This is a genomic window from Thiocystis violascens DSM 198 (assembly GCF_000227745.2).
GTDB lineage: Bacteria > Pseudomonadota > Gammaproteobacteria > Chromatiales > Chromatiaceae > Chromatium > Chromatium violascens.
Map to the genome: position 1 here is coordinate 2,988,913 of NC_018012.1, position 20,245 is coordinate 3,009,157.

Genomic DNA, 20,245 nt, shown 5'->3' on the forward strand with positions numbered 1-20,245 from the left:
GGAGCGAAGCCGAGGCGAAACCCATCGCCAACCTAGCCTAAAAACGCCGCCAGCTCATCGAACCCCAGTTCGCGTTGCTCGCCTTCTTCGCGCAAGGGTTTGACACCAAAAACGTCGCGTTCCAGTTCCACCTCGCCGAGCACCAGCGCGTAACGCGCACCGCTTTTATCGGCCTTTTTGAACTGGCTCTTGAAACTGCCGCCGCCACAGTGGGTCATCAACCGCAGTGCGGGAACGGCATCGCGGAGCCGTTCGGCCAGCATCGGGGCGACCTGCTGCGCCCGCTCGCCGACCGCGACCAGATAGGCATCAACCGGCGGCTCGGCGGCGTGTCCGGCGAGCTCCAGAAGCTCCACCAAACGCTCCAGTCCCATCGCAAAGCCGACCGCCGGCGTGGACCGACCGCCGAGCTGTTCGACCAGACCGTCGTAGCGACCGCCCGCGCAGACGGTGCCCTGGGCGCCCAGATCGTCGGTGATCCACTCGAAGACGGTGCGATTGTAATAATCCAGTCCGCGCACCAGACGCGGGTTCACCAGATAGTCGACACCGGCCTCGTCGAGCCCGTGGCGGATCCGCTCGAAATGGCCGCGGGTCGCCTCGCCCAGATGGTCCATCAGCGAGGGCGCGGCGGCGACGATCTTCTGGGTCTGGGGGTTTTTGGAATCCAGAACGCGCAGCGGGTTGGTGTGCAGCCGCTTGCAACTGTCCGCGTCGAGCTGATCGGCATGGGCGCCGAGATAGGCGACCAATTGCTCGCGATAGGCCAGACGTTCGTCCGGATCGCCGAGCGAATTGATCTCCAGCCGAAATCCATTGAGACCGAGGGTGCGCCACAGACGCGCCGTCAGCAGGATCATTTCCAGGTCGATGTCGGGGCCGTCCAGACCGAAGACCTCGACCCCGATCTGATGGAACTGCCGATAGCGCCCGCGCTGCGGACGCTCGTAGCGGAACATGGGGCCGCGATACCAGAGCCGCTGGGGCTGGACCAGCAAACCGTGCTCGATGGCCGCGCGCACGCAGCTTGCCGTCCCCTCCGGGCGCAGACTCAGGCTGTCGCCGTTGCGATCCTCGAAGCTGTACATCTCCTTTTCGACGATATCGGTCACCTCGCCGATGGAGCGCTTGAACAGGTCCGTCACCTCGACCAGCGGGGTGCGGATCTCCGCGTAGCCGTAACCGGAGAGCACCTGGCGCGCCGTGTCCTCGATCCGATGCCAGATCGCGATGCGTTCGGGCAGGATGTCATGCATCCCCCGGATGGCTTGGATGTGTTTAGTCATGCTTGGTCATCGCGGGTTCTGTGGATCCAGCGTAAAGCGCGCCACGTTGCCACGCGAACGGCCGATGAGATCGAAGGCGTTTCCGCCGAGCGTCATCCGGGTTGCCGAGGCGTTGCCGATGACGAACTTATAGGGCGGCTGGCCTTCCAATACGCGACGGTCGCCCTCGCGCATCTCCCCGTTGAGCACGACATTTCCATCGCTGCCCATGACGCTGACCCAGGAGGTGCCGGTGAATTCGAGCACGACCTCGGTCGCGCTGGCGGGAGTGACGACAGCGGTTTCGGGCTCCTCGGCGGTGTCAGCGACTCCCGCAGCCTCTGGCCGCAACGGCCCTGGCACGCCACCAGATTGCGCCAAAACAGGCTCGGGCGCGGTTAGCGGGGTTGGCGTTGAAGTCGTCAGCGAGACCGGAATCGGGGTCGGTGCGTCGGACTCGGTGGTATCGGCGGGCGCCGTCGTCGGCTGCTCGGCGAGGACCGGCTCCGCGGCGCCTGGTTCGGGCGCATCGAACTCGGTGGCCGGGGACGCCTCGTCTCGGCCCTGCTCCTCCTCCGCCGCCGCCATCTGGCTTTGGGCTTGGCCGAACAGCGATTGCAGCCAATCCGAGCTGAATCCCACTCCCTGGTCGGCGCGATTCTGCCACCACAGAGTCAACGTGACGATCGCCGCGCCAGCAATGGCCAAACCGATCAGACGCCCCCGAAGGTTTCCGGGTTGGCGATCGCGACGTGCCCCCTGCGTTTGGACGACCTGCGTCATCCGATGATCGGCCTGCGGAGTCGCGGCATAGTAAGCGTTGACGATCGAGGTCGGGTCGAGCCCGATCAAACGCGCGTAATTTCTCAGGTATCCGGCGACATAGACCGGGGCAGGAAGCGCGTCGTAGCGATCCTGCTCAAGCGCTTCCACAACATCGTTGCGTAAATGGAGTTGCGTGGCAATGCGCTCGATCTCGATTCCGCGCGACTGGCGCTGCACCCGCAACCGCCGGCCGGGACTCTCGACGAGATCGACGACCTTGCGATCGTCCGAATCATTGGCTGTCATTTGGTTCATGGCAATACGGACCCCTAGAACTCTCGGGTTTTGGGCGCTTGAGGGAAATTGGTTTTCAGCATCTGATCGAAATACGCAGCGCGCTTGCGGTTGCCGAGTTGACGCTCGACCTGTGCTCCGACCAAGAGCGCGTGATAGGCCGTTGCCGGCGTGCGCACCGTGTTCGGCTCGAAATACCGATCCAGATAGCCCTTCGCGGTCTTCGCGTCGCCGCCTTTGTACTCGAGCTCGGCCAGCCTGGCCAGCGCGGGACCGAAATTCGGATTCGCGGCGATGGCCGCGCGATAATACTCCTTGGCCTTGCTGGCATTGCCCGCGCTAGCGGCACAGTTGCCAGCGTTGGTCATGGCGATCCAGGGGGTCGCGTAGAGCGGGTTCGCCAGCGCTTTTTTAAATTGTTCATCGGCCTCCGCGTAACGCTTCTGACGGCACTCGTAGGAACCGTAGGCATAACGGACATCCGAATTATTGGGCGAGAGCTTCAACGCCTTTTCATAGTGCTGCCGGGCACGCTCGGCCTGCCCGATTTCCTCGTAGAGAAACGCCACCCAGACGTGGGCGCGCGGATATTTCGCGTCGGCCTCGATAGCCTGCTGGGCGCGCCGAAAGGCGACCTCGGTCTGACCGCGGTTGTAGTATTCCTCGGCCATGCGGACGTAAAGCTCGGCAGGGCTGTCCTCGGGATCCAATCCGAGCGACTCGTCGTTTTGCTGGATGGTTTTCTTGCCGCCGCAACCGGCCAGCAGGAGGCAGAGCCCGACGATCATGACGGATTGAAGCGGGTGACGGTTCATCCGGTCGCCACCCTGGGGCCGGCCTCGACCACCACCCGACCGAGCCGACGCGTGCGGTCTTCCACCCGACCGACCAACTGCCCGCAGGCGGCGGCGATCTCGTCGCCGCGCGTCTTGCGCGTCATCGCAAAGATCCCCGCGCGCGTGAGCCGCAGGCGGAACGCCTCGATGCGCTCGGGGGGCGAGGTGCCGAAGTCGCTCCCGGCGAAGGGATTGAAGGGTATCAGATTGAGCTTGGACGGAATGCCTTCGAGCAGACGAATCAGTTGCTTGGCGTGCGCGAGACTGTCATTGATGCCGTCGAGCATGACGTACTCCCAGGTGACTTTGCGGCGCTTGTCCTGACCAATATAGGCTTTGCACGCGGGCAGCAGTTCGGCCAGCGGGTATTTGCGGTTGATCGGAACCAACTGATCGCGCAGCGCGTCGTTCGGCGCATGCAGCGAGACGGCCAGCGAGACGTCGCTGACCTCGCGCAGCCGATAGATGTTCGGCACGATGCCGGAGGTGCTCAGCGTCACCCGCTGCTTGGCCAGCATATAGGCGAGATCGTCCTGCATGATGTCCATGGCCTTGACCACGGACTCGAAATTGGCGAGCGGCTCGCCCATGCCCATCATCACCACGTTGGTCGGCGGTTTGTCGAGCTGGCGCGCGGCATGCCAGACCTGACCGATGATCTCGCTCACGGCCAGGTTGCGATTGAAGCCCTGCCGGGCCGTCGCGCAGAAGGCGCACTCCAGCGCACAACCCACTTGCGAGGAGACGCAGATGGTGCTGCGCCGTCCTTCGGGGATGAAGACGGTCTCGATGCGCTGTCCGTCATGAAGTTCCATGATCCATTTGATGGTGCCGTCTTCGGAGGGATGGGCCTCGACGATGCGCGGCAAACGGATCTCCACGGTCTCGCGCAGGGTTTCGCGCAACGACCGGGAAAGATCGGTCATGGCGTCGAACTCGACGACGCCATGCTTGTGAACCCACTTGAACAGATTGCGTCCATGAAACGCCTTGACGCCCAGCCCGACGACCAGCGCCTCGCAGTCGGCGAGGTTCAGATTCAGCAGGTTGGGCTTGGTTCCGGCGGTCGTCATGGACGGTGGCCTGTTAGCGGGTGCGTGGGCAAACGCCTTCCGGGAAGAAGAAGGCAATTTCGACTTCCGCCGTCTCCGGGGCATCCGAGCCATGCGCGGCGTTTTCGGTGAAGGAGTCGGCGAAATCCGCGCGGATGGTGCCGGGCGCGGCATTGGCCGGATTGGTGGCGCCCATGATGTCGCGGTTCTTGGCGACGGCGTCCTCGCCTTCCAGCACCTGGACCATGACCGGGCCGGAGGTCATGAAACCAACCAGTTCCTCGAAGAACGGCTTGCCCTGATGAATGGCATAAAAGGCGGAGGCCTGTTCGCGGCTCAGGTGCAGCATGCGCGCGGCGACGATCTTCAGACCGGCGGCCTCGAAGCGGCTCAGGATGGCGCCAATGGCGTCCTTGGCGACGGCATTGGGTTTGATAATGGAAAGGGTGCGCTCTGTGGCCATGCGGGCTCCGGATCGGGCGTTGAAGGAGGCGTCGGAAATCGACAAGGGCGAGTGATGAGCGATCCCGCCCGCTTGATGCATGGCGGACGGGTCGTCGTCGTTCGGATCGAATCAATCGCCAAGTTTAGCGTTAGCGACTGTACCGGGCAATGCCAGTCATCCCATTGTCTCTGCCCGTCATGATTCGGTCACTGAATCTTCACGGTTTCCTGATCCGTTTTTCATGTCGCTTTTTTAGGATGGGGGGCCAATGCTCGGTTGCACGGCCTGTTCCGGCTCAAGCCATCAGATTTATCACTCATGTCAGGAAAACAATTCATGAATCAGTCGTTCAACAAAACCCTGTGCAGCCTGCCTGCCTTACTGCTGGCGCTCGGCTGCACACAGACATCCGCGGATCTGGGAAGTCTGGAGTTTTCCGAAGTCACGGTTCCAGTGACGCAGGATGAAAAACGCGAGATTCGCGCATCCGATTCCGTCGTCATCCAGGGTACGACTCATGACATCGGATATCGGGATCTGGTGCGGACCAATCAGCGCCTGCCGCTGCTCGGCGGCGAGAAGGGCCAGTTCGAGACCTTCGGCCTGCTGAAAGACATGGATGGCCAGCCGCTCCGGCAAGAAGACGGCAGCCCCTGGATCTGCACCAATGGCTCGGGACCGGATCACACCTCGCTGCTGAAATACGGCTCGGATCTGTTTGCCGTGACCCAGTTGGAATGCAGCGTGGGCGGCGCCTATGTCACCAAGCTAGCGCAGGATAAGAGCGGCAATCTGTCCGCCGTTGCCACGCGCTCGGTGGATTTTTCGGATGAATTCGGAACCTATGTCAATTGCGCCGGCATGACCACGCCCTGGGGCACGCACCTGGGTTCCGAGGAATACGAACCGCCCATGGCGATCATGAACCTGCGGGCCGAAAACCGCGCCTGGTTCGACGATCCGACCTGGCACGATGCGCATATCCAGGGCATCGCGGACTACAACAAGGTCGAGAACACCGCCGCCAACGCCGCCTATCTGGGGTATTACTTTGGCTGGACGCCCGAGATCAAGGTGACTTCCGGCGATGGCGCGCACACCGTGACCAAGCATTACGCCATGGGTCGCTTCGCGCATGAACTGGCCTATGTCATGCCCGACAACCGTACTGTCTACCTCTCCGACGACGGTCCCAATGTCGGTCTGTTCATGTTCGTCGCCGATCGTCCGCGGAATCTGAGCGCTGGCACCCTCTATGCCGCGCGCTGGGAGCAGACCTCCGGAGAAGGCCCGGGCAGCGCCGATATCGAGTGGATCAGTCTTGGGCACGCCACCAATGACGAAATCCGCGCCGCTCTCGAAAACAAAACGACCTTCGCCGATCTTTTCGAGCGCGCCGAACCGCTCGATGCGGCAGCGGGAACCTGCCCAGACGGCTTTACCAGCACCAATACCTACGATGAAGGCCTGCTCTGCACCCGCCTGAAAAACGGCAAGAACAAGCTGGCATCGCGTCTGGAGACCCGTCTCTATGCCGCGCACCTGGGGGCGACCACCGAGTTCCGCAAGGAAGAAGGCCTGACCTACAACCCGGACGACAAGGTGCTCTACGTCGCTATGAGCGAGCTACGTTACGGCATGATGGATGGCGATGACCGGGACATCGGCGGCCCCAACCACATTCGGCTGGATACGGTGAACAAGTGCGGCGCGGTCTATGGCATGGATGTCAAGCGGCGGGTCAAGGACAGCCGTGGCAAGCTGATCGACAGCGATTATGTCGCCCACAATATGTATGGCGTCGTGGTGGGAACGCCGAAGGATTACACCGGCACCGAACTGTCCGAAAACACCTGCGATGTCGACGGGATCGCCTCCCCGGACAATGTGACTTACCTTCCCAAATACAAATCGCTGGTCATCGGCGAAGACACCAGCGGCCACCAAAACGATGCCGTCTGGAGCTACGACCTCCATACCAGCGAACTGACCCGCATCGCCACCACGCCCTTTGGCGCGGAGACCACGTCGCCGTTCTGGCATACCAATATCAATGGCTTCGGCTACCTGACGCTGGTGACCCAGCACCCTTACGGCGAATCGGATGCCGATCAGGCCGCGAGTCCGGATGACAAGGAGTCGCACATCGGCTACATCGGACCCTTCCCGCGCCTCGACCAATAGCCTGATCGCGGGACTTCATGAGGGCGCGCGGCGATCGCATCCCGCGCGCCCATTTTCATTTTTAAGGAGTCACTCCGATGAAACGGCCATGTCCATTGACCATGACAGGAACAGGCGGGCATCTCTTCCTGTTGTGCGTCCTGCTCGTTTCCGGCTGCGGGTTTTCCAGCGCACGGGCGGAGTCGGATGCGCCTCACCCCGATCTGACCGACACCCGCATCGAAAATCTCACGGCCTACATCAGCTCTCAGTGCTATACCAAGACCGAGGATGCGACAGGCAAGGTCTTCAACCCCTGTTTCACCTGTCACACCCGCGGCCGGATCCCGACCTACCTGGACGACAGCGACCTTCAGCAGAACTACAGTCTGCCCGAAGCCGCACTGCAAAACCCCTGGCGCAATCTGTTCGTCGACCGCCGCGCCGAGGTGGCCGCGATCGGCGATGCCGAGATTCTCGACTACGTCCGCACCGATAATTATCGCGACGCGACCGGACGTATTCCGCTGGCCGAGACGCTGGCCGGCGAATTGCCCGCGAACTGGGATCATCAGGGCGATGGCCGCTGGGACGGCTACATTCCCGACGCCTTGTTCCAGTTCGACGACCAGGGTTTCGACCGCGATCCCGCGGGCGTCTATACCGGCTGGCGGGCCTTCTCCTATTACCCCTTTCCGGGCACCTTCTGGCCCACCAACGGCTCGACCGACGACGTGCTCATCCGCCTGTCCGCCCCCTTTCGGGAAAACCGCGAGGGCCAATTCGATCCGCTGGTCTACCGGACCAACCTGGCCATCGTCGAAGCGCTGGTCCGGCGTCAGGACATAATGATCGACCCGGTCGACGAATCCAGCCTGGGTGTCGATCTGGACAAGGATGGTCAACTTGCCGAGGCGCGAACGGTGAAGTTCGATTGGGCGCCCCTGGAGCAGCGCTTCATGTCCTATGTCGGGCGGGCGGGCGAACTGCAGAAAGCGGGTCAGATTCATCTCGCCGCCGGACTCTTCCCCGAGGGCACGGAGTTCCTGCACAGCGTGCGCTATATCGACCTGGACGAGCAGGGCGAGGTGCGTCTGGCGCCACGCATGAAGGAGCTGAGATACGCCCGCAAATCGTCCTGGTACACCTATTCCGAACTGAAAGGCATCAATGATCGGGAGGGTGCCGAACGGGCCCTGGACGCGGACATCCTGAAATCGGTACCGGGCGATTTCGAGCGCGGTCTGTTTTCGCAGGGCTGGGTCTATCAGGGATTCATCGAAGACAGCGCGGGGAATCTGCGGCCCCAATCCCAGGAGGAATCGCTTTTCTGCATTGGTTGTCACGGCGGCATCGGGGCGACCACGGACACCATTTTTTCCTATCCCCGCCGACTGTCTCATGACGCCTATCGGCAGGGTTGGTATCACTGGAGTCAGCAGGGTCTACGCGGCATTCCCGAGCCGCGTCTGGCCGATGGCACCCACGAGTACAGCCGCTATCTGGAAGCCAATGGCGCGGGCGACGAATTTCGCGCCAACACCGAGGTCATCGAACGCTTTTTCGACGAACAGGGTCAATTGAGACCGGATCTTGTCGAGGCGTTGCACCAGGACATCGGACTGCTGTTGCTGCCGTCGGCGGAACGCGCCCTGGCACTCAACAAGGCGTATCGGGTAATCGTGCAGGAGCAGTCATTCGACCAAGGCCGGGACGCCACCAGCGTTCCGCCGGCGAATGTCCATGAATCGGTCATTCAGAACCAGGCGACTGGCGTGGCGAGACCGGTTCTATAAGGCGATTTCCGAAAAAACCACGTCATTCGCCCCGCCTGAAGCCCTTCCTGGTTCGAAGGCCTCACCACGAACGGCTTCAGGCTCCCGCGACAGCTTTAGCGATGGCGAGGGTCAAGCGGCCATGGCCTGCGGCTCGTGCGAGAGACAGTCTTTCGGACAGACCTTGGAGCAGGCCTGACAGCCGATGCAGTCGAGCTGGTCCTTGAGATTCATCACCATGCCGGGTGCTTCGTCAAAATCGTCATCGTCGCTCTCGATGTCGTCGAGGTCGAGATCCTCGCGATCGATCAGCTCGAAGACATCGCGCGGACAGACTTTGTAACAGCGGCCACAGCCGATGCAGTTGTTCTGGTTGATGCCGATGACGAACGCGGGCGTCCATTCGACTCCGCCGCGCGTGACACCTGTGATGATGGACATGATGGTTCTCCAGGGTTGTATAACTGAGTGGTCAGTGGTCGGCAAGGGTTTTCCCGGTCGGGAAAGCCAGGAGCGACATGGGTCGACGCGCGGCAGGCATCGGCTGAAATTTCGGGATCGCTTAACCCTCAGCCTCGGCCGCCTTGAGCTTGGCCACAGCCTCGGCCCAGGCCCGACAGGCGTCGTAGGTGGACTGGGCGATGCCAGGGATTTCCTCATAGGCGGCGGGCAGGCGGTCTTCCACCAGGTCGTGCATCTCGCTGGCCTTTTCGCTGGCGATCCGCTTGGCTTTGCTGACGGCCTTTTCAAGAGCCTTGATATCTTCAGGGGTCATTCTCTCGATCCTCGCATCGTTTACAGTCCCGCGACCTTCGGATAGGTGCCGATCAGTTCCAGGGCGACGGACAGAATCTTGTCGCCCTCGTCCTTCATTTTGGACAGGCTGGGAAAGCCGAAACGGTGGACATCGCGCAGGGTGCGGTCCATGACGACCAGTTTGCCGACGGTGATGAGCGCGCGCCCGAAGCCTTCGTGGCTCAGATTGACCAGGGGCACGGCCATCAGGCCGCATTCGGATTCGATCATGGCCGAGATAGCGTTATAGAAGACCTTGATCCGGGCAATGACGAGTTCGTCGGGATCGCCGATGATCGGGATCTCGCGCTTCTTTTCCTTCGTGAGGATGAATGGCTCCAGGATCTCGGTCGTCGACAGCGAGTCGTAGGTGCCGTAAGGGTCGATGGCGCGCATCTGGCGCACCATCTCGACGACGAAGCTGGAGGTCAGAAGTCCTTCGTTCTCGACGCTCGGGGTGAGTGTTTCGGTCATGGTTCAGGTCTCGATGGGTGAATGAATGTCCGCGAGGCGAATGCCGCCAGGCTCGCCAGCCCGACGGATCAGAGTCGGCCGATAGCGTTCGCGCCCGGCGACACCGCCGGTGATTCGACCGCCGAGCCAGAGGCCGGAACCCAGTCCGGCCAGGCCGAACAGGGCGACCGCGCCTTCGGCGAGGTGCAGGGCCGTGCCGATTGCGGCGGCGGCCACGAGCGCGATCACGGGGAGCAGATACGCGATCAGCGAGGCGCGCACCAAGGTGCCATCCGGGATGCCGATCACCACCCGGTCGCCGAGGCGCAGTCCCGCCGGGTCAGCGATCCGCAGACGGTTGCGGCCTTCGCCGAACAGTTTGGCGAGCGCGGAGACGCCGCAGACGCTGGCGCTGTCGCAGTGTCCGCAGGCGCTCCGGCGACGGGTCTCGACCCAGACGCCGCCGTCGTCGACGGCGACCACGGAGGCGATTTCTTCGATCATCGGCTCGGTTATTCGCTCCATCCCTCGGCCTCCATGGCGTCGAAGCGTTGCGCGTGGCCGGGATGCCGGCTCTCGATGGCGCGGGCGAGCCAGGCGCTGGGGCCTTCGCGCATCTCGGTCTGGAGTCCGCAAATCGCCTGCGTGAGCGGTGTGCCGGCCGACACCTTGACCGGCTGAATGCCCTTGGGCCGAAGCTGATTGACCGCCGAGGCGCCGATCGCCTGACAGTAGATGGCGATACAGCCATGAAGCGCGTCGATCTTGGCGGCGAGTTTGTCCTCGTTGCCATCCATGTCGAGCTGGCCGAACTGGACGACCTCGATCAGGTTGGCCTGCTCCGGGCCGATCGCGTAGATCGCGAAGGACTCGGCCGCGCCGAAGTGCTGGTCGACCTGTTTCAGATCGGAGGTGGCGAAGGCCACTTTAACCGCTGTGTTCATGCGTTTCGCCTCGTTGCCAAAACTCAGGATTCTCAGGCGTCGTTCCACGGTCATGGGGATCTCCGGTCCTGATACGGGTATTGGGTTCTGCTTCGCTCTCTAAGCCCTGGGAACGCCGACTTGTCGTCGGCTCTTGGGGAGGCCGACATGTTGCCGGCCTTGTCGGAGCCAACCGCCGACTCGTCCGACTGCAAGTCGGACACCCCAGGGCCGGCTGCAAGCAGGCACTCCCAGGAGGGAGGGCGATTTGGCGCGGGGTTGGAGTGCATTTAAGCAGCGTGCGCTAGGTTTCCGGGACGCTCGTTGGCCGGCCATTGCTTGAGCTTGGAACGATAGGGGTGGATTTCGCCCTTTTCCTGCGCCAGGAGGATGTTGGCCAGATCGAACAGGGTGGCGCGGGTGCCTTGGTAGCCGATCCAGGTGCGCTGGAAGCCGCCGAGCAGGTCGTATTGCGGGAAACCGGCTCTTAGCAGGGGGATACCGAGACGTTGACCGGTGTGGACGCCATGCGAGTTGGTGATCAGAATTTCGGCATTTCGCGCGCGTGCGCCGAGTTCGAGATCCTCCAGATCGCCGATCTTGACCTGCTCGCAGACCGCGTTGGTCAGCGAGGGTGCGTTGATCGGGCTGACGGCGACCACGGTTTCGGCCCCGACGCCCGCGAGCATCTGGGTCAGACCGACCAGCAGGTCCGGGTCGGCGGCGATGGCGAAGCGGGACATGCCGAGCATGAAATGACAGTCCAGCATGGCGTCCTGGAGTTGCGCGCGCTGACGCTCGATCCTGACCGGGACCGGCACGGCGGCGAGTTCGGACAGGGTCAGGATCAGCGCGTCGACGGCATCGAGGCCCATCAGGTGCGCGAAACGATGATTGGGCACGCCGGTGCGGGACTTGAGCGCGTCCGCCGGCGCCTGCATCGAATCGCCGATCACGAGCGTCGCCAGGGCATCGCCCAGGGTCGCGAGTTCGCTGACCAGCGCGCCGCCGATGGACAGCGGGTTGTAGTCGTTCTCGGGCAGGTGTCCATCCAGCGAATCGGAGAGATCGGGCAGCACCACCGGGCGCAGTCCGAACAGCTCGATCAGATCCTTGAGGTGCTCCAGATCGCCGGGCGTCAGGTGCGAGCCGGCCAGCACATTGACCTGACGGCGGCGCCGTCCCGGCTGGGTGCCGGACTCGGCGGCGGTCGGGACCAGGGTTTCGATGATGGCGCGGGTCGCCTCGGCGTAGCCCGACTCCATCGATCCAGTGAAATCCGGGGTCGAGACCGCCACCACCGGAATGGCGTCGAACTGCGGATAGGTCTGGCGGAAGACGCGCACCGCCATCTGAATGTCCGCGCCCTGGGTTTCGACCAGCCCGGTGGTGGGCACGCCGATCAGGTCGGGGGCGTGCTTCTCGCAGAGCGTCTTCAAGCCCTCGACGACCATCGACTCGCTGCCCATGACGGCGCTGATCTGATCGATGGCGGTCGTTTGGAGCGGGATGGGTTCGCGGAAATGACGCACGAACAGGATTTTGCCGAAGGCGGTGCAACCCTGAGCGCCGTGCAGCATCGGCATGGCACGGTTGAAACCGAGGAAGGCGAGCGCCGCGCCGACCGTCGAGCTGGCTTTGAGCGGGCTGACCGAGAGTGCTTTCTTGCGTTTGACGATCTCAGGCATGACTGGACTCCACGGCGATGGACTCGGCTTCGTTGACGGCGACGACCGGCGCGGCATCCGCCGCCAGTTCCGCGATGACCGCGCGTGCCCAGGGCGCCGGGCGACGGACCGCCTCCCAGACCGGGCTCTCGATGGTCAGACAGAGTTGTTTTGCCAGTTCCTCCATACCGGCATAGCCGGAATAGCCGAATTCGCGTTCCTGATTGATGTCCAGGAAGGGGATGCGCGCCTTGAGCGCGGTGTACATGTTGCGACCGCCCGCGATCAGGATGTCGATACCCTGCGCGTTCACCATATCGATCAGGGTGCGCGGGTTGCCTTCTTCGAGCATCACCGCGTCCTCGCCCATGAGTTCGCGGATGCGCGCCTTGTCGTCCTCGGTGGATTTGCGGGTGCCGGAAGCGACCACGGTCATGCCCAGATCCTGCAACGCGGAGATCACCGACCAGGATTTGACGCCGCCGGTATAGAGCAGCACCTTGCGGCCTTGCAAACGCTGGCGCCAGGGTTCGAGCGCGGCATTGGCGCGGGCCTCCTCGCGGGCGATCACGGCCTCGACGCGGGCGCTCAGATCGGGATCGCCGAGGATGCGGGCGACGTCGCGCAGCGCCTGCGAGACATCCCGTACCCCATAGAAACTGCCCTCGAACCAGGGCGTGCCGTAGGTGTCCTGGAGCTTGCGGGCGACATTCACCAGCGCCCGCGAGCAGACCATCATGTTGACCTCCGAACGGTGCATGGTCTGCACCTCCCGGAAGCGCCCGTCGCCCGAGAGCGTGCAGAGCACCCGCAACCCGAGTTCGTCGAACAGCGGCAGGACGCGCCAGAGTTCGCCGGCGATGTTGTACTCGCCGATCAGACAGATGTCGTGGATCTTGAAGCCTTCGCGTTCGATGCCCTCGGGGAGCGGGTCCGGCTCGCGAGTGCCGCAGACATACTTGACCATCGCCTCGCCGGCGATGCGGCTGCCGAGATTCTTGGCCCCATAGAAACCGGCCGCGTCGATCGGCACCACCGGCGTGCCCCAGCGCGTCTGCGCGTCCTTGCAGACGGCGACCATGTCATCGCCGGTCAGGGCGGGGACGCAGGTGTTGTAGACGAAGACCGCCGCCGGCTGGTAGCTGTCGATGGCCTGCTTGATCGAGTGGAAGAGCCGCTTCTCGCCGCGGCCCATGATGATGTCCTGCTCGGTCAGGTCGGTGGTCATGCCGATCTTGTAGAGGGTCGGACCGCTGGAGCGGGTGCCCCGGTTGTCCCAGGAATTGCCGGCGCAGGCAATCGAACCATGGACGATATGGGCGACATCGCCGATCGGCAGCATGGCGATCTGCGCCCCGTCGAAGGTGCAGCCGCCCGCCGTCGCGCCCGGCTTGGCCTTGGAGCAGCCGGATTTTTCCTTCTGATTGTGGGCGCAGGCCGGCTCGTCGAGCAGGGCGGCGATGTCTTTCTGCTTCATGGAAACTCCCGAAACCGCGTCGAATCGCAAAATGCGTTATCGATGAAACGCGGCTTAGCTGTTCGCTTTAGGGAGTTTTAAGCAGAGTGTATGCCAATCCTATTTGCATTGTTTTTATTCAGAAAATGACTTTTACCTCTCTGTAGGATTTCTGACAATGTGACCGCTCCGCCTTTCTCGGAGGTTCCAAGTTTTGCGAGGATGGCGCAATGACGACATCGACTCAGGCTTATCCCCGCGTCAACGCGATGCCCATCATCTTCATGGAACGGCGATCGCGTCGCTCATTTCTCGCGCGGATACGGCCAAGCCATGATGCCGCCTTCCATGACCTTGACGTTGCGCCAGCCATGCCCTTGCAGGATCGCCGCCGCTTCATAGCCCCGCAGCGAGACCCGGCAATAGAGGATGATTTCCTTGTCCCTGTCCTGCGGCAGTTCCGCCAAACGCCCGCGCAGCGCGCCCAGCGGGATCAGGGTCTCGCCGATGCCGAGCCGGACCTCCTCGAACTCCAATGGGGTGCGGGTGTCGAGGATGAAACAGTCCGCGCCGGTCTCGGCCCGCTGTTTGACCTCGGCGACCGAGATGCCCTGCATGCGTCCGAGCAGCTTGTTTTCGAGCACCTGGGCGGCGGTGATGACATGGTCGAGCGCCAGCGAATAGGGCGGCGCGTAGGGCAGATCCGCGTTGACCAGATCCGCGACCGTCAGCTTGCCCAGGATGGCCATGGCGACCGTGGCGACCCGTTTGCTGGCGTCGCCAGGACCGAGGCATTGAAAACCCAGCACCCGACCGGTCTTGCGGTCCGCGACCATCTTGCTGATGAGCAGCTTGCCCTGCATGTAGGGCGGGATGTCGAGACCCGAGATCGTCGCCGTCTCGATGTCGGTCAGACCCAGTTCGCGCGCGCGCCCGGCGCTGAGTCCGGTGAAGCCGACCGTGTAATCGAAGATCTTGCAGATGCCGGTGTGGGTGATGCCCGGAAACGTCGCGCTTCCCTCCTGGATCAGGTTCTGTCCGACCACCCGCCCTTGCAGATTGGCGAGATCGCCATAAGGCGCGCGCACTTTGTCCCCGGTGATCAGCGAGGTGCATTCCACGCAATCGCCCGCCGCGTAGATGTCCGGGTCGGAGGTCTGCATGAATTCATTGACCGCGATGCCGCCCTGCGCGCCGATGTCGAGTCCGGCGGACTTGGCGAGCGCGACGTTGGGTCGCACGCCGACCGCGACCACCGCGAGTTGGCAGGGGAGTTCGGTCCCGTTATCGAGCTTGACGCCGGTCAGCGTTCCAGCCTCTCCGAGGAAGGCCGCCACGCCATTGCCCGTGATGATATCGGTCGTGAAGCCGCGCACATGGTTGGCGACCAGTTTCGCCAGTTCGGGATCCAGGAAGGGCAGGATCGAGCTGGTCTTCTCGATGATGGTGGTCGGGATGCCGGCGAGATGCAGCGCCTCGGAGACCTCGAAACCGATCAGTCCGCCGCCGACGATGACGGCGCGCTGTACCTGATTGGCGTCCCGGATCGCGCGCAGCGAGTCGGCGTCGCCGAGCGAATGCAGGGTGTGAATCCCCGCCAGGTCGGCGCCCGGAACCGGCGGATACAGCGGGGTCGCGCCGGTGGCGATCACCAGTTTGTCATAGGCAAGGGTGGAGATTGCGCCGGTCGGCAGGTGCTTGCAGGTCACGGTCCTGGATTCGCGGTCGATGGCGACCGCCTCGGTCAGCACCTTGGCGTCGATTCCCTTGGCTTTTTCGAAGAAGTTGGGGTCGCGCACGATGCCGGCCGAGGTGCAGATGAGCTGATTGCGGTCATCGAAGACCCCGCCGACATAGTAGGGATAGCCGCAGGAAGCCATGGAGAGATCGGCCTCCTTCTGGATGATGGTGATGGACGCATGCTCGTCCATGCGGCGGGCCTTGGCCGCCGCCTTTGGACCGGCGGCGGACCCGCCAACGACAACGATCTTGATGGGTTGCGAAGTCATACGGGAAACCTTTTTCCAACGGTGATCGAAAGAGTCGCCTGCCGACCGGGATGAACCCGTGGACATTGCCATCGGCAGGAAGTGCGTCAGTATGGGGCCGACGGTCAAAGACTGACGTTGACGATACGCAGTCGCGAGCGCGAGCGGATTTCATTCAACGCTCGAAGGCGCGAAAAACCCTCAGTAACTGCGGAAATACCAGAGATTGTCCCAGCCGGGCGGAGCGAACATCGGTTCCCTGATGGCCGCGAATCCAGCGCTGTCCGGCGCGTGAAACGAGAAAGAGAGAGGAAGATTGCCTGGCCAGGAGAGGGGAAAGCGATTCGCTCCAAGCGCGCGAAACATGTCCCGGTCCCTTTCGATGCGGTCGAGACGCTCGGCCCGCTGGCGGCGAATCTCATCTTTCCAGGCGTCCTGCTGGGCCGCGCCCCTGGGGTTATGAAGATGGCGCCGCGCGTCGTAGGCCTCGCGCGTTTCGTGGCGACGCGCCTCCCACGCCTGTCGCTGGGCACGGACTTCGTCAAGCCATGGGGAGGCGATGTCTGGATAGCTGGGTTGATTGTGTAAATCGGCGGCGGTCTGCGCGAGCGGCGGCGAGGGCGTTCCGGCTGCCGTCACGGAGGAACCGGCCAGAATGCCGGTCAGCGTACAAAGCCAGTACGCCAGGACGGGCCAGCAGCGCGTCCATCGGTTAGCGGTTCGATGCATGGCTTTCGAGTCGGTCATGGATCTCGCGGCGCAGACAGGCCAGGGCCGTTTCGCAGGTGATGGGGGTATCGTCTCCGCTGGTGATGAAAAAGACATCGTCCACCTCGGCGCCGACAGTGGCGATCTTGGCATTCTGCAGGCGGATGCCGCAACTCTGGAAGACCGCGCCGACTTCGGCCAGAAGTCCGGGCCGGTCGAGCGTGTTCAGACGCATGATGGTCCGGCGATTGGGTTCGTCGGCGGTAAAGCTGATGCGAGTTTCGATCGGGAAATGACGGTGACGACGCGGGATGGAACGCGCCACCTTGATGCTGGCGCAGGTCTGCTCGACGATGTCGGAGGCCAGGGTCGAGCGGATTTCCTCCATGCGCAAGGGGTCATCCACGGGCGTGCAATCCTGGTCCAGAATCTGATAGCTGTTGATCGCCATCCGGTCGTCCGTGGTCATGACGCGCGCATCCATGACGCTCAATCCCATCTGATCCAGCAGCGCGGTGGTACGCGCGAAGAGATTGGCGCGGTCGCGCGTGTAGATGAAGATTTCGGTCACGCCGCGCACGGTCACTGGACGGATGACCACCAGGGGCAGTTGCGAGGGATCGGCGGCCAGGATCTGACGGGTCTGCCAGGCGATTTCGTCCGGGGAATTGTGCAGGAAGAAATCCAGGCTGAACTTGATCCAGAGTCGATTGCAGGCACTGGGATCGCCGCCGTAACGTGCGACCAGCCGCATCGCCTCGGCCTGCTTTAGCATGATGAGTTCGTCCTGGGCCTGGGGGTTGTCCAGCCCGCGCAGCAGCGCGCGGCGGGTGCCGTGATAGAGTTCGCGCAGCAGGGCGTCCATCCAGCTATTCCAGCGTTCCGGATTGGTGGCGCGGGCATCGGCGACGGTGAGCAGATAGAGATAGTCGAGCCGGGTCGGGTCGCCGATGAGTTCGGCGAACGCCTGGACCACTTCCGGATCGTTGATGTCCTTGCGCTGGGCGGTCATGGACATCACGAGGTGTTGCTCCACCATCCAGGCGACCAGTTGGGTGTCGAATTCGCCCAGACCGTGCAGTCGACAGAAATCCCTGGCGTCGCGAGCGCCCAGGGTGGAGTGATCGCCGCCCCGACCCTTGGCGATATCGTGGAAAAGACCGGCGAGATAGAGCAGTTCGAGCTTGGGGATACGGCGTCCGACGGCGCTGCACAGGGGAAACTCGTCGTCGTACTTGGGCGTGGTGAAACGCCTCAGGTTGCGCAGCAGCATCATGGTGTGCTCGTCGACCGTATAGACATGCAGTAGGTCGTATTGCATGCGCCCGACGATGTTGGCGAATGCGGGAATATAGGCCGCGAGAACGCCATAACGATTCATGCGGCGGATGGCGTGCGTGACGCCGGAGGGCTCGCGCAAGATTTCCATGAAAAGGCTGCGGGTGCGCAGGTCGGCGCGAAAGGCATCGTCGATGCGATGGCGGTTCTCGCGGATCAGGCGGATGGTGCTGGCGCGCACGCCCTGCAGCTCGGGGCGGATCTGGAGCAGATGGAAGACTTCCAGGAGCGCGAACGGATAGAGCCGGAAAACGCTGGGCGAGGTGACTTCCAGATAACCGCTGCGTGACTGGAAGCGCTTGTTGATCGGAACCGGCGGGCCGATGTCGTCGTGCAGCAGGATGGCCTCGCGAAACAACTGAAGCAGCATTTCGTTGAGTCGGTTGAGTTCCTGAACCGCGCGGTAATACTGCTGCATGAACTGCTCGACGGCGAGGTTGTTGTCGCCATCGCTAAAGCCGAACTGCCGGGCCAGCGTGCGCTGGTAATCGAACAGGAGCCGATCCTCGCGCCGTCCGTTCAATTGGTGCAAGGCGAAGCGAATCCGCCACAACAGCGCCTGGCCATCGATCAGAGCCAAGTACTCGGCTTCGGTGAGAAAACCATGGCCCACCAGATCGTGCAGAGTCTCGGCGTCGAAATGCCGCTTGGCGACCCAGCCGATCATCTGGATGTCGCGCAGCCCGCCGGGGTTTTCCTTGATATTCGGTTCCAGGTTGTAGGCGGTGCCGCCGTATTTATGCCAGCGGGCGCGCTGCTCCAGGGTTTTCGCGGCGAAGAAACGCTCGCTGCCCCAGAGTCGATCCGGCGCGGTCGCCTCGCGCATTCGCGGGTAAAGCGTCGTGTTGCCGCAGAGCCAGCGCGCTTCCAGCAGATTGGTTATCACGGTGACGTCGCCCGCGGCCTCGCGCACGCAGTCGTCGACGGTGCGCACGCTATGCCCGACCTCCAGTCCGATATCCCAAAGGAAGGTCACCAGTCCTTCCAGCGGATCGGCCAGGTGGAGGTCCGCCCCTGGTTCGATCAGGACCATAATGTCGACATCCGAGGCGGGTTGCAGCTCCTGTCGACCGTAACCGCCGACCGCGATCAAGGCCGCCTCCTCGGTATCGCCCAAGAAGTTGATCCAGGCCTCGCGCAAGACCGCGTCGATCAGTTGGCTGCGCTCCAACACCAGTTCGGCGATCGGCGTGCCCTGATCGAACTTGCCATAGAGCGCTTGTCGGTCGGCCTTGAGCCGTTCTTTATAAACGGCGATCGGCTTGATGGCCGGTGGGGCGCATACCTCGCGTTCGCCGGCGAGCGGGTTTGGGTGGCGGGCGCTGTCGCTCGGTTGCGGCGAGTGGCTCATGAGCGGGGCGGGTCTTCGCGCTCCTCCGCGCGCAGGGTCAGGATCTCATGTCCATCCGGGGTCACGAGCACGGTATGTTCCCATTGCGCCGAGAGGGTGCGATCCTTGGTGATCACGGTCCAGCCATCCGGCAGAACCTTGATGAAGCGCTTGCCGGCGTTGACCATGGGTTCCACGGTGAAACACATTCCGGGACGCAGCCGGAGCCCCTCGCCGGGTTTGCCGTAGTGCAGAACCTGGGGTTCTTCATGGAATTCGCGGCCAATCCCGTGGCCGCAGTATTCGCGCACGACCGAATAGCCATGGGCTTCGACGAACTGCTGAATCGCATGACCGATGTCGCCGAGCGTGGCGCCGGGGCGCACAACGGAGATTCCGATCCGCATGGCCTGCTGGGTGATCGTCACCAGACGGCGGGCGAGCACCGAGGGTTCGCCTACGAAAAACATCTTGCTGGTATCGCCGTGATAGCCGTCCTTGATCACCGTGATGTCGATATTGACCACGTCGCCTTTTTTCAGGCGCTTGCCTCCCGGAATGCCATGACAGACCTGATGGTTGACCGAGGTACAGATCGACTTGGGGAATCCGCGGTAGTTCAGGGGCGCGGGAATCGCGCCCTGGACCTCGGTGATATAGCGGTGGCAGAGCAGATCCAGGGCGTCCGTGGTCACGCCAGGCTGGACATGAGGCTCGATCATGTCGAGTACATCGGCCGCCAGCCGGCCCGCGACGCGCATCTTTTCGATGGCATCGGGCGTCTTGATCTGCACACTCATCGTACTATTGGAGGCGTCCACTCTGAAGTTGTAGGTCTCTCGTCGGAAAGCCAGGACAATTGCCCGTATCGAGCGGGCTATGGTATAAAACGTGGCGAGCTGCCGCAATCGACAACCCGACTTAATAGAATCAAGATGGGGTCCGTGGCGGCGGCGCCAAGCGGAAAACCCGAGTTTTTCGCTTTATTTTTA

General features: G+C 62.9%; 18 protein-coding genes. 2 read left to right on the forward strand and 16 right to left on the reverse strand.

Translation table 11 applies throughout. The features are described from left to right. Nucleotides 1-32: 32 nt before the first annotated feature. The 5 genes from hisS to ndk are packed head-to-tail and all read right to left on the reverse strand — an operon-like array spanning nt 33 to nt 4,675. Nucleotides 33-1,286: a histidine--tRNA ligase gene (gene hisS, locus THIVI_RS13250; protein ID WP_014779079.1), complete on the reverse strand. Its 1,254-nt coding sequence runs from the start codon at nt 1,284-1,286 to the stop codon at nt 33-35. A gap of 6 nt (nt 1,287-1,292) precedes the next feature. Beyond that, a complete protein-coding gene (locus THIVI_RS13255; protein WP_014779080.1) occupies nt 1,293-2,345 on the reverse strand; it encodes a RodZ domain-containing protein in 1,053 nt (350 codons plus the stop codon). 14 nt (nt 2,346-2,359) lie between these two features. After that, nucleotides 2,360-3,139 (reverse strand): type IV pilus biogenesis/stability protein PilW, encoded by a 780-nt coding sequence (pilW, locus tag THIVI_RS13260; RefSeq protein ID WP_014779081.1) that lies wholly within the window; start codon nt 3,137-3,139, stop codon nt 2,360-2,362. Then, nucleotides 3,136-4,233, reverse strand: a complete 1,098-nt coding sequence (gene rlmN / locus THIVI_RS13265; protein ID WP_014779082.1) for a dual-specificity RNA methyltransferase RlmN — start codon at nt 4,231-4,233, stop codon at nt 3,136-3,138. The genes pilW and rlmN overlap by 4 nt, the downstream gene beginning before the upstream one ends. Nucleotides 4,234-4,246: 13 nt before the next feature. Further along, nucleotides 4,247-4,675: a nucleoside-diphosphate kinase gene (ndk, locus tag THIVI_RS13270; RefSeq protein WP_014779083.1), complete on the reverse strand. Its 429-nt coding sequence runs from the start codon at nt 4,673-4,675 to the stop codon at nt 4,247-4,249. A 318-nt stretch (nt 4,676-4,993) separates the two neighbouring features. Here ndk and THIVI_RS13275 point away from each other — a divergent pair, with 318 nt between their 5' ends. Together THIVI_RS13275 and THIVI_RS13280 are read left to right on the forward strand one after the other, a co-directional pair. Beyond that, the gene (locus tag THIVI_RS13275) at nt 4,994-6,841 is read left to right on the forward strand and encodes a PhoX family protein (protein WP_014779084.1); all 1,848 of its coding nucleotides are present in this window, start codon (nt 4,994-4,996) and stop codon (nt 6,839-6,841) included. Between the two features lie 77 nt (nt 6,842-6,918). Continuing rightward, on the forward strand, nt 6,919-8,616 hold the full coding sequence (locus THIVI_RS13280) for a hypothetical protein (RefSeq protein WP_014779085.1): 1,698 nt from the start codon (nt 6,919-6,921) through the stop codon (nt 8,614-8,616). A gap of 111 nt (nt 8,617-8,727) precedes the next feature. On the opposite strand, the gene fdxB is transcribed toward THIVI_RS13280, so the two are convergent. From fdxB to map, 11 genes are all read right to left on the reverse strand, one after another. Then, complete coding sequence (gene fdxB / locus THIVI_RS13285) at nt 8,728-9,036, reverse strand: ferredoxin III, nif-specific (RefSeq protein ID WP_014779086.1); 309 nt, start codon at nt 9,034-9,036, stop codon at nt 8,728-8,730. A gap of 121 nt (nt 9,037-9,157) precedes the next feature. Further along, complete coding sequence (locus tag THIVI_RS13290) at nt 9,158-9,370, reverse strand: CCE_0567 family metalloprotein (RefSeq protein ID WP_014779087.1); 213 nt, start codon at nt 9,368-9,370, stop codon at nt 9,158-9,160. Nucleotides 9,371-9,390: 20 nt separating this feature from the next. Further along, a complete protein-coding gene (locus THIVI_RS13295; protein ID WP_014779088.1) occupies nt 9,391-9,864 on the reverse strand; it encodes a NifX-associated nitrogen fixation protein in 474 nt (157 codons plus the stop codon). A 3-nt stretch (nt 9,865-9,867) separates the two neighbouring features. Beyond that, on the reverse strand, nt 9,868-10,368 hold the full coding sequence (locus THIVI_RS13300; protein ID WP_014779089.1) for a SoxR reducing system RseC family protein: 501 nt from the start codon (nt 10,366-10,368) through the stop codon (nt 9,868-9,870). Continuing rightward, nucleotides 10,356-10,841 carry a NifB/NifX family molybdenum-iron cluster-binding protein gene (locus THIVI_RS13305; protein ID WP_014779090.1) on the reverse strand — a complete coding sequence of 162 codons (486 nt, stop codon included), beginning with the start codon at nt 10,839-10,841 and terminating at the stop codon, nt 10,356-10,358. The genes THIVI_RS13300 and THIVI_RS13305 overlap by 13 nt, the downstream gene beginning before the upstream one ends. 215 nt (nt 10,842-11,056) lie before the next feature. Next, nucleotides 11,057-12,454 carry a nitrogenase iron-molybdenum cofactor biosynthesis protein NifN gene (gene nifN, locus THIVI_RS13310; protein WP_014779091.1) on the reverse strand — a complete coding sequence of 466 codons (1,398 nt, stop codon included), beginning with the start codon at nt 12,452-12,454 and terminating at the stop codon, nt 11,057-11,059. Continuing rightward, nucleotides 12,447-13,910, reverse strand: coding sequence for a nitrogenase iron-molybdenum cofactor biosynthesis protein NifE (nifE, locus tag THIVI_RS13315; RefSeq protein ID WP_014779092.1), 1,464 nt, complete (start codon nt 13,908-13,910; stop codon nt 12,447-12,449). Before nifE ends, nifN begins: the two co-directional genes overlap by 8 nt. Before the next feature lie 284 nt (nt 13,911-14,194). Continuing rightward, nucleotides 14,195-15,898: an FAD-dependent oxidoreductase gene (locus tag THIVI_RS13320; RefSeq protein ID WP_014779093.1), complete on the reverse strand. Its 1,704-nt coding sequence runs from the start codon at nt 15,896-15,898 to the stop codon at nt 14,195-14,197. A gap of 180 nt (nt 15,899-16,078) precedes the next feature. Then, entirely contained in the window at nt 16,079-16,624 is a 546-nt protein-coding gene (locus tag THIVI_RS13325; RefSeq protein WP_014779094.1) for a hypothetical protein, read from the reverse strand. Continuing rightward, entirely contained in the window at nt 16,590-19,274 is a 2,685-nt protein-coding gene (gene glnD, locus THIVI_RS13330; protein ID WP_014779095.1) for a [protein-PII] uridylyltransferase, read from the reverse strand. The genes THIVI_RS13325 and glnD overlap by 35 nt, the downstream gene beginning before the upstream one ends. After that, nucleotides 19,271-20,053, reverse strand: a complete 783-nt coding sequence (gene map, locus THIVI_RS13335; RefSeq protein WP_014779096.1) for a type I methionyl aminopeptidase — start codon at nt 20,051-20,053, stop codon at nt 19,271-19,273. The genes glnD and map overlap by 4 nt, the downstream gene beginning before the upstream one ends. Nucleotides 20,054-20,245: the final 192 nt, after the last annotated feature.

Bases quoted from the DNA above. Each gene is read 5' to 3' on its own strand.
- hisS (WP_014779079.1), bottom strand. From the start codon at position 1,286: ATGACTAAACACATCCAAGCCATCCGGGGGATGCATGACATCCTGCCC.
- THIVI_RS13255 (WP_014779080.1), bottom strand. From the start codon at position 2,345: ATGAACCAAATGACAGCCAATGATTCGGACGATCGCAAGGTCGTCGAT.
- pilW (WP_014779081.1), bottom strand. From the start codon at position 3,139: ATGAACCGTCACCCGCTTCAATCCGTCATGATCGTCGGGCTCTGCCTC.
- rlmN (WP_014779082.1), bottom strand. From the start codon at position 4,233: ATGACGACCGCCGGAACCAAGCCCAACCTGCTGAATCTGAACCTCGCC.
- ndk (WP_014779083.1), bottom strand. From the start codon at position 4,675: ATGGCCACAGAGCGCACCCTTTCCATTATCAAACCCAATGCCGTCGCC.
- THIVI_RS13275 (WP_014779084.1), top strand. From the start codon at position 4,994: ATGAATCAGTCGTTCAACAAAACCCTGTGCAGCCTGCCTGCCTTACTG.
- THIVI_RS13280 (WP_014779085.1), top strand. From the start codon at position 6,919: ATGAAACGGCCATGTCCATTGACCATGACAGGAACAGGCGGGCATCTC.
- fdxB (WP_014779086.1), bottom strand. From the start codon at position 9,036: ATGTCCATCATCACAGGTGTCACGCGCGGCGGAGTCGAATGGACGCCC.
- THIVI_RS13290 (WP_014779087.1), bottom strand. From the start codon at position 9,370: ATGACCCCTGAAGATATCAAGGCTCTTGAAAAGGCCGTCAGCAAAGCC.
- THIVI_RS13295 (WP_014779088.1), bottom strand. From the start codon at position 9,864: ATGACCGAAACACTCACCCCGAGCGTCGAGAACGAAGGACTTCTGACC.
- THIVI_RS13300 (WP_014779089.1), bottom strand. From the start codon at position 10,368: ATGGAGCGAATAACCGAGCCGATGATCGAAGAAATCGCCTCCGTGGTC.
- THIVI_RS13305 (WP_014779090.1), bottom strand. From the start codon at position 10,841: ATGACCGTGGAACGACGCCTGAGAATCCTGAGTTTTGGCAACGAGGCG.
- nifN (WP_014779091.1), bottom strand. From the start codon at position 12,454: ATGCCTGAGATCGTCAAACGCAAGAAAGCACTCTCGGTCAGCCCGCTC.
- nifE (WP_014779092.1), bottom strand. From the start codon at position 13,910: ATGAAGCAGAAAGACATCGCCGCCCTGCTCGACGAGCCGGCCTGCGCC.
- THIVI_RS13320 (WP_014779093.1), bottom strand. From the start codon at position 15,898: ATGACTTCGCAACCCATCAAGATCGTTGTCGTTGGCGGGTCCGCCGCC.
- THIVI_RS13325 (WP_014779094.1), bottom strand. From the start codon at position 16,624: ATGACCGACTCGAAAGCCATGCATCGAACCGCTAACCGATGGACGCGC.
- glnD (WP_014779095.1), bottom strand. From the start codon at position 19,274: ATGAGCCACTCGCCGCAACCGAGCGACAGCGCCCGCCACCCAAACCCG.
- map (WP_014779096.1), bottom strand. From the start codon at position 20,053: ATGAGTGTGCAGATCAAGACGCCCGATGCCATCGAAAAGATGCGCGTC.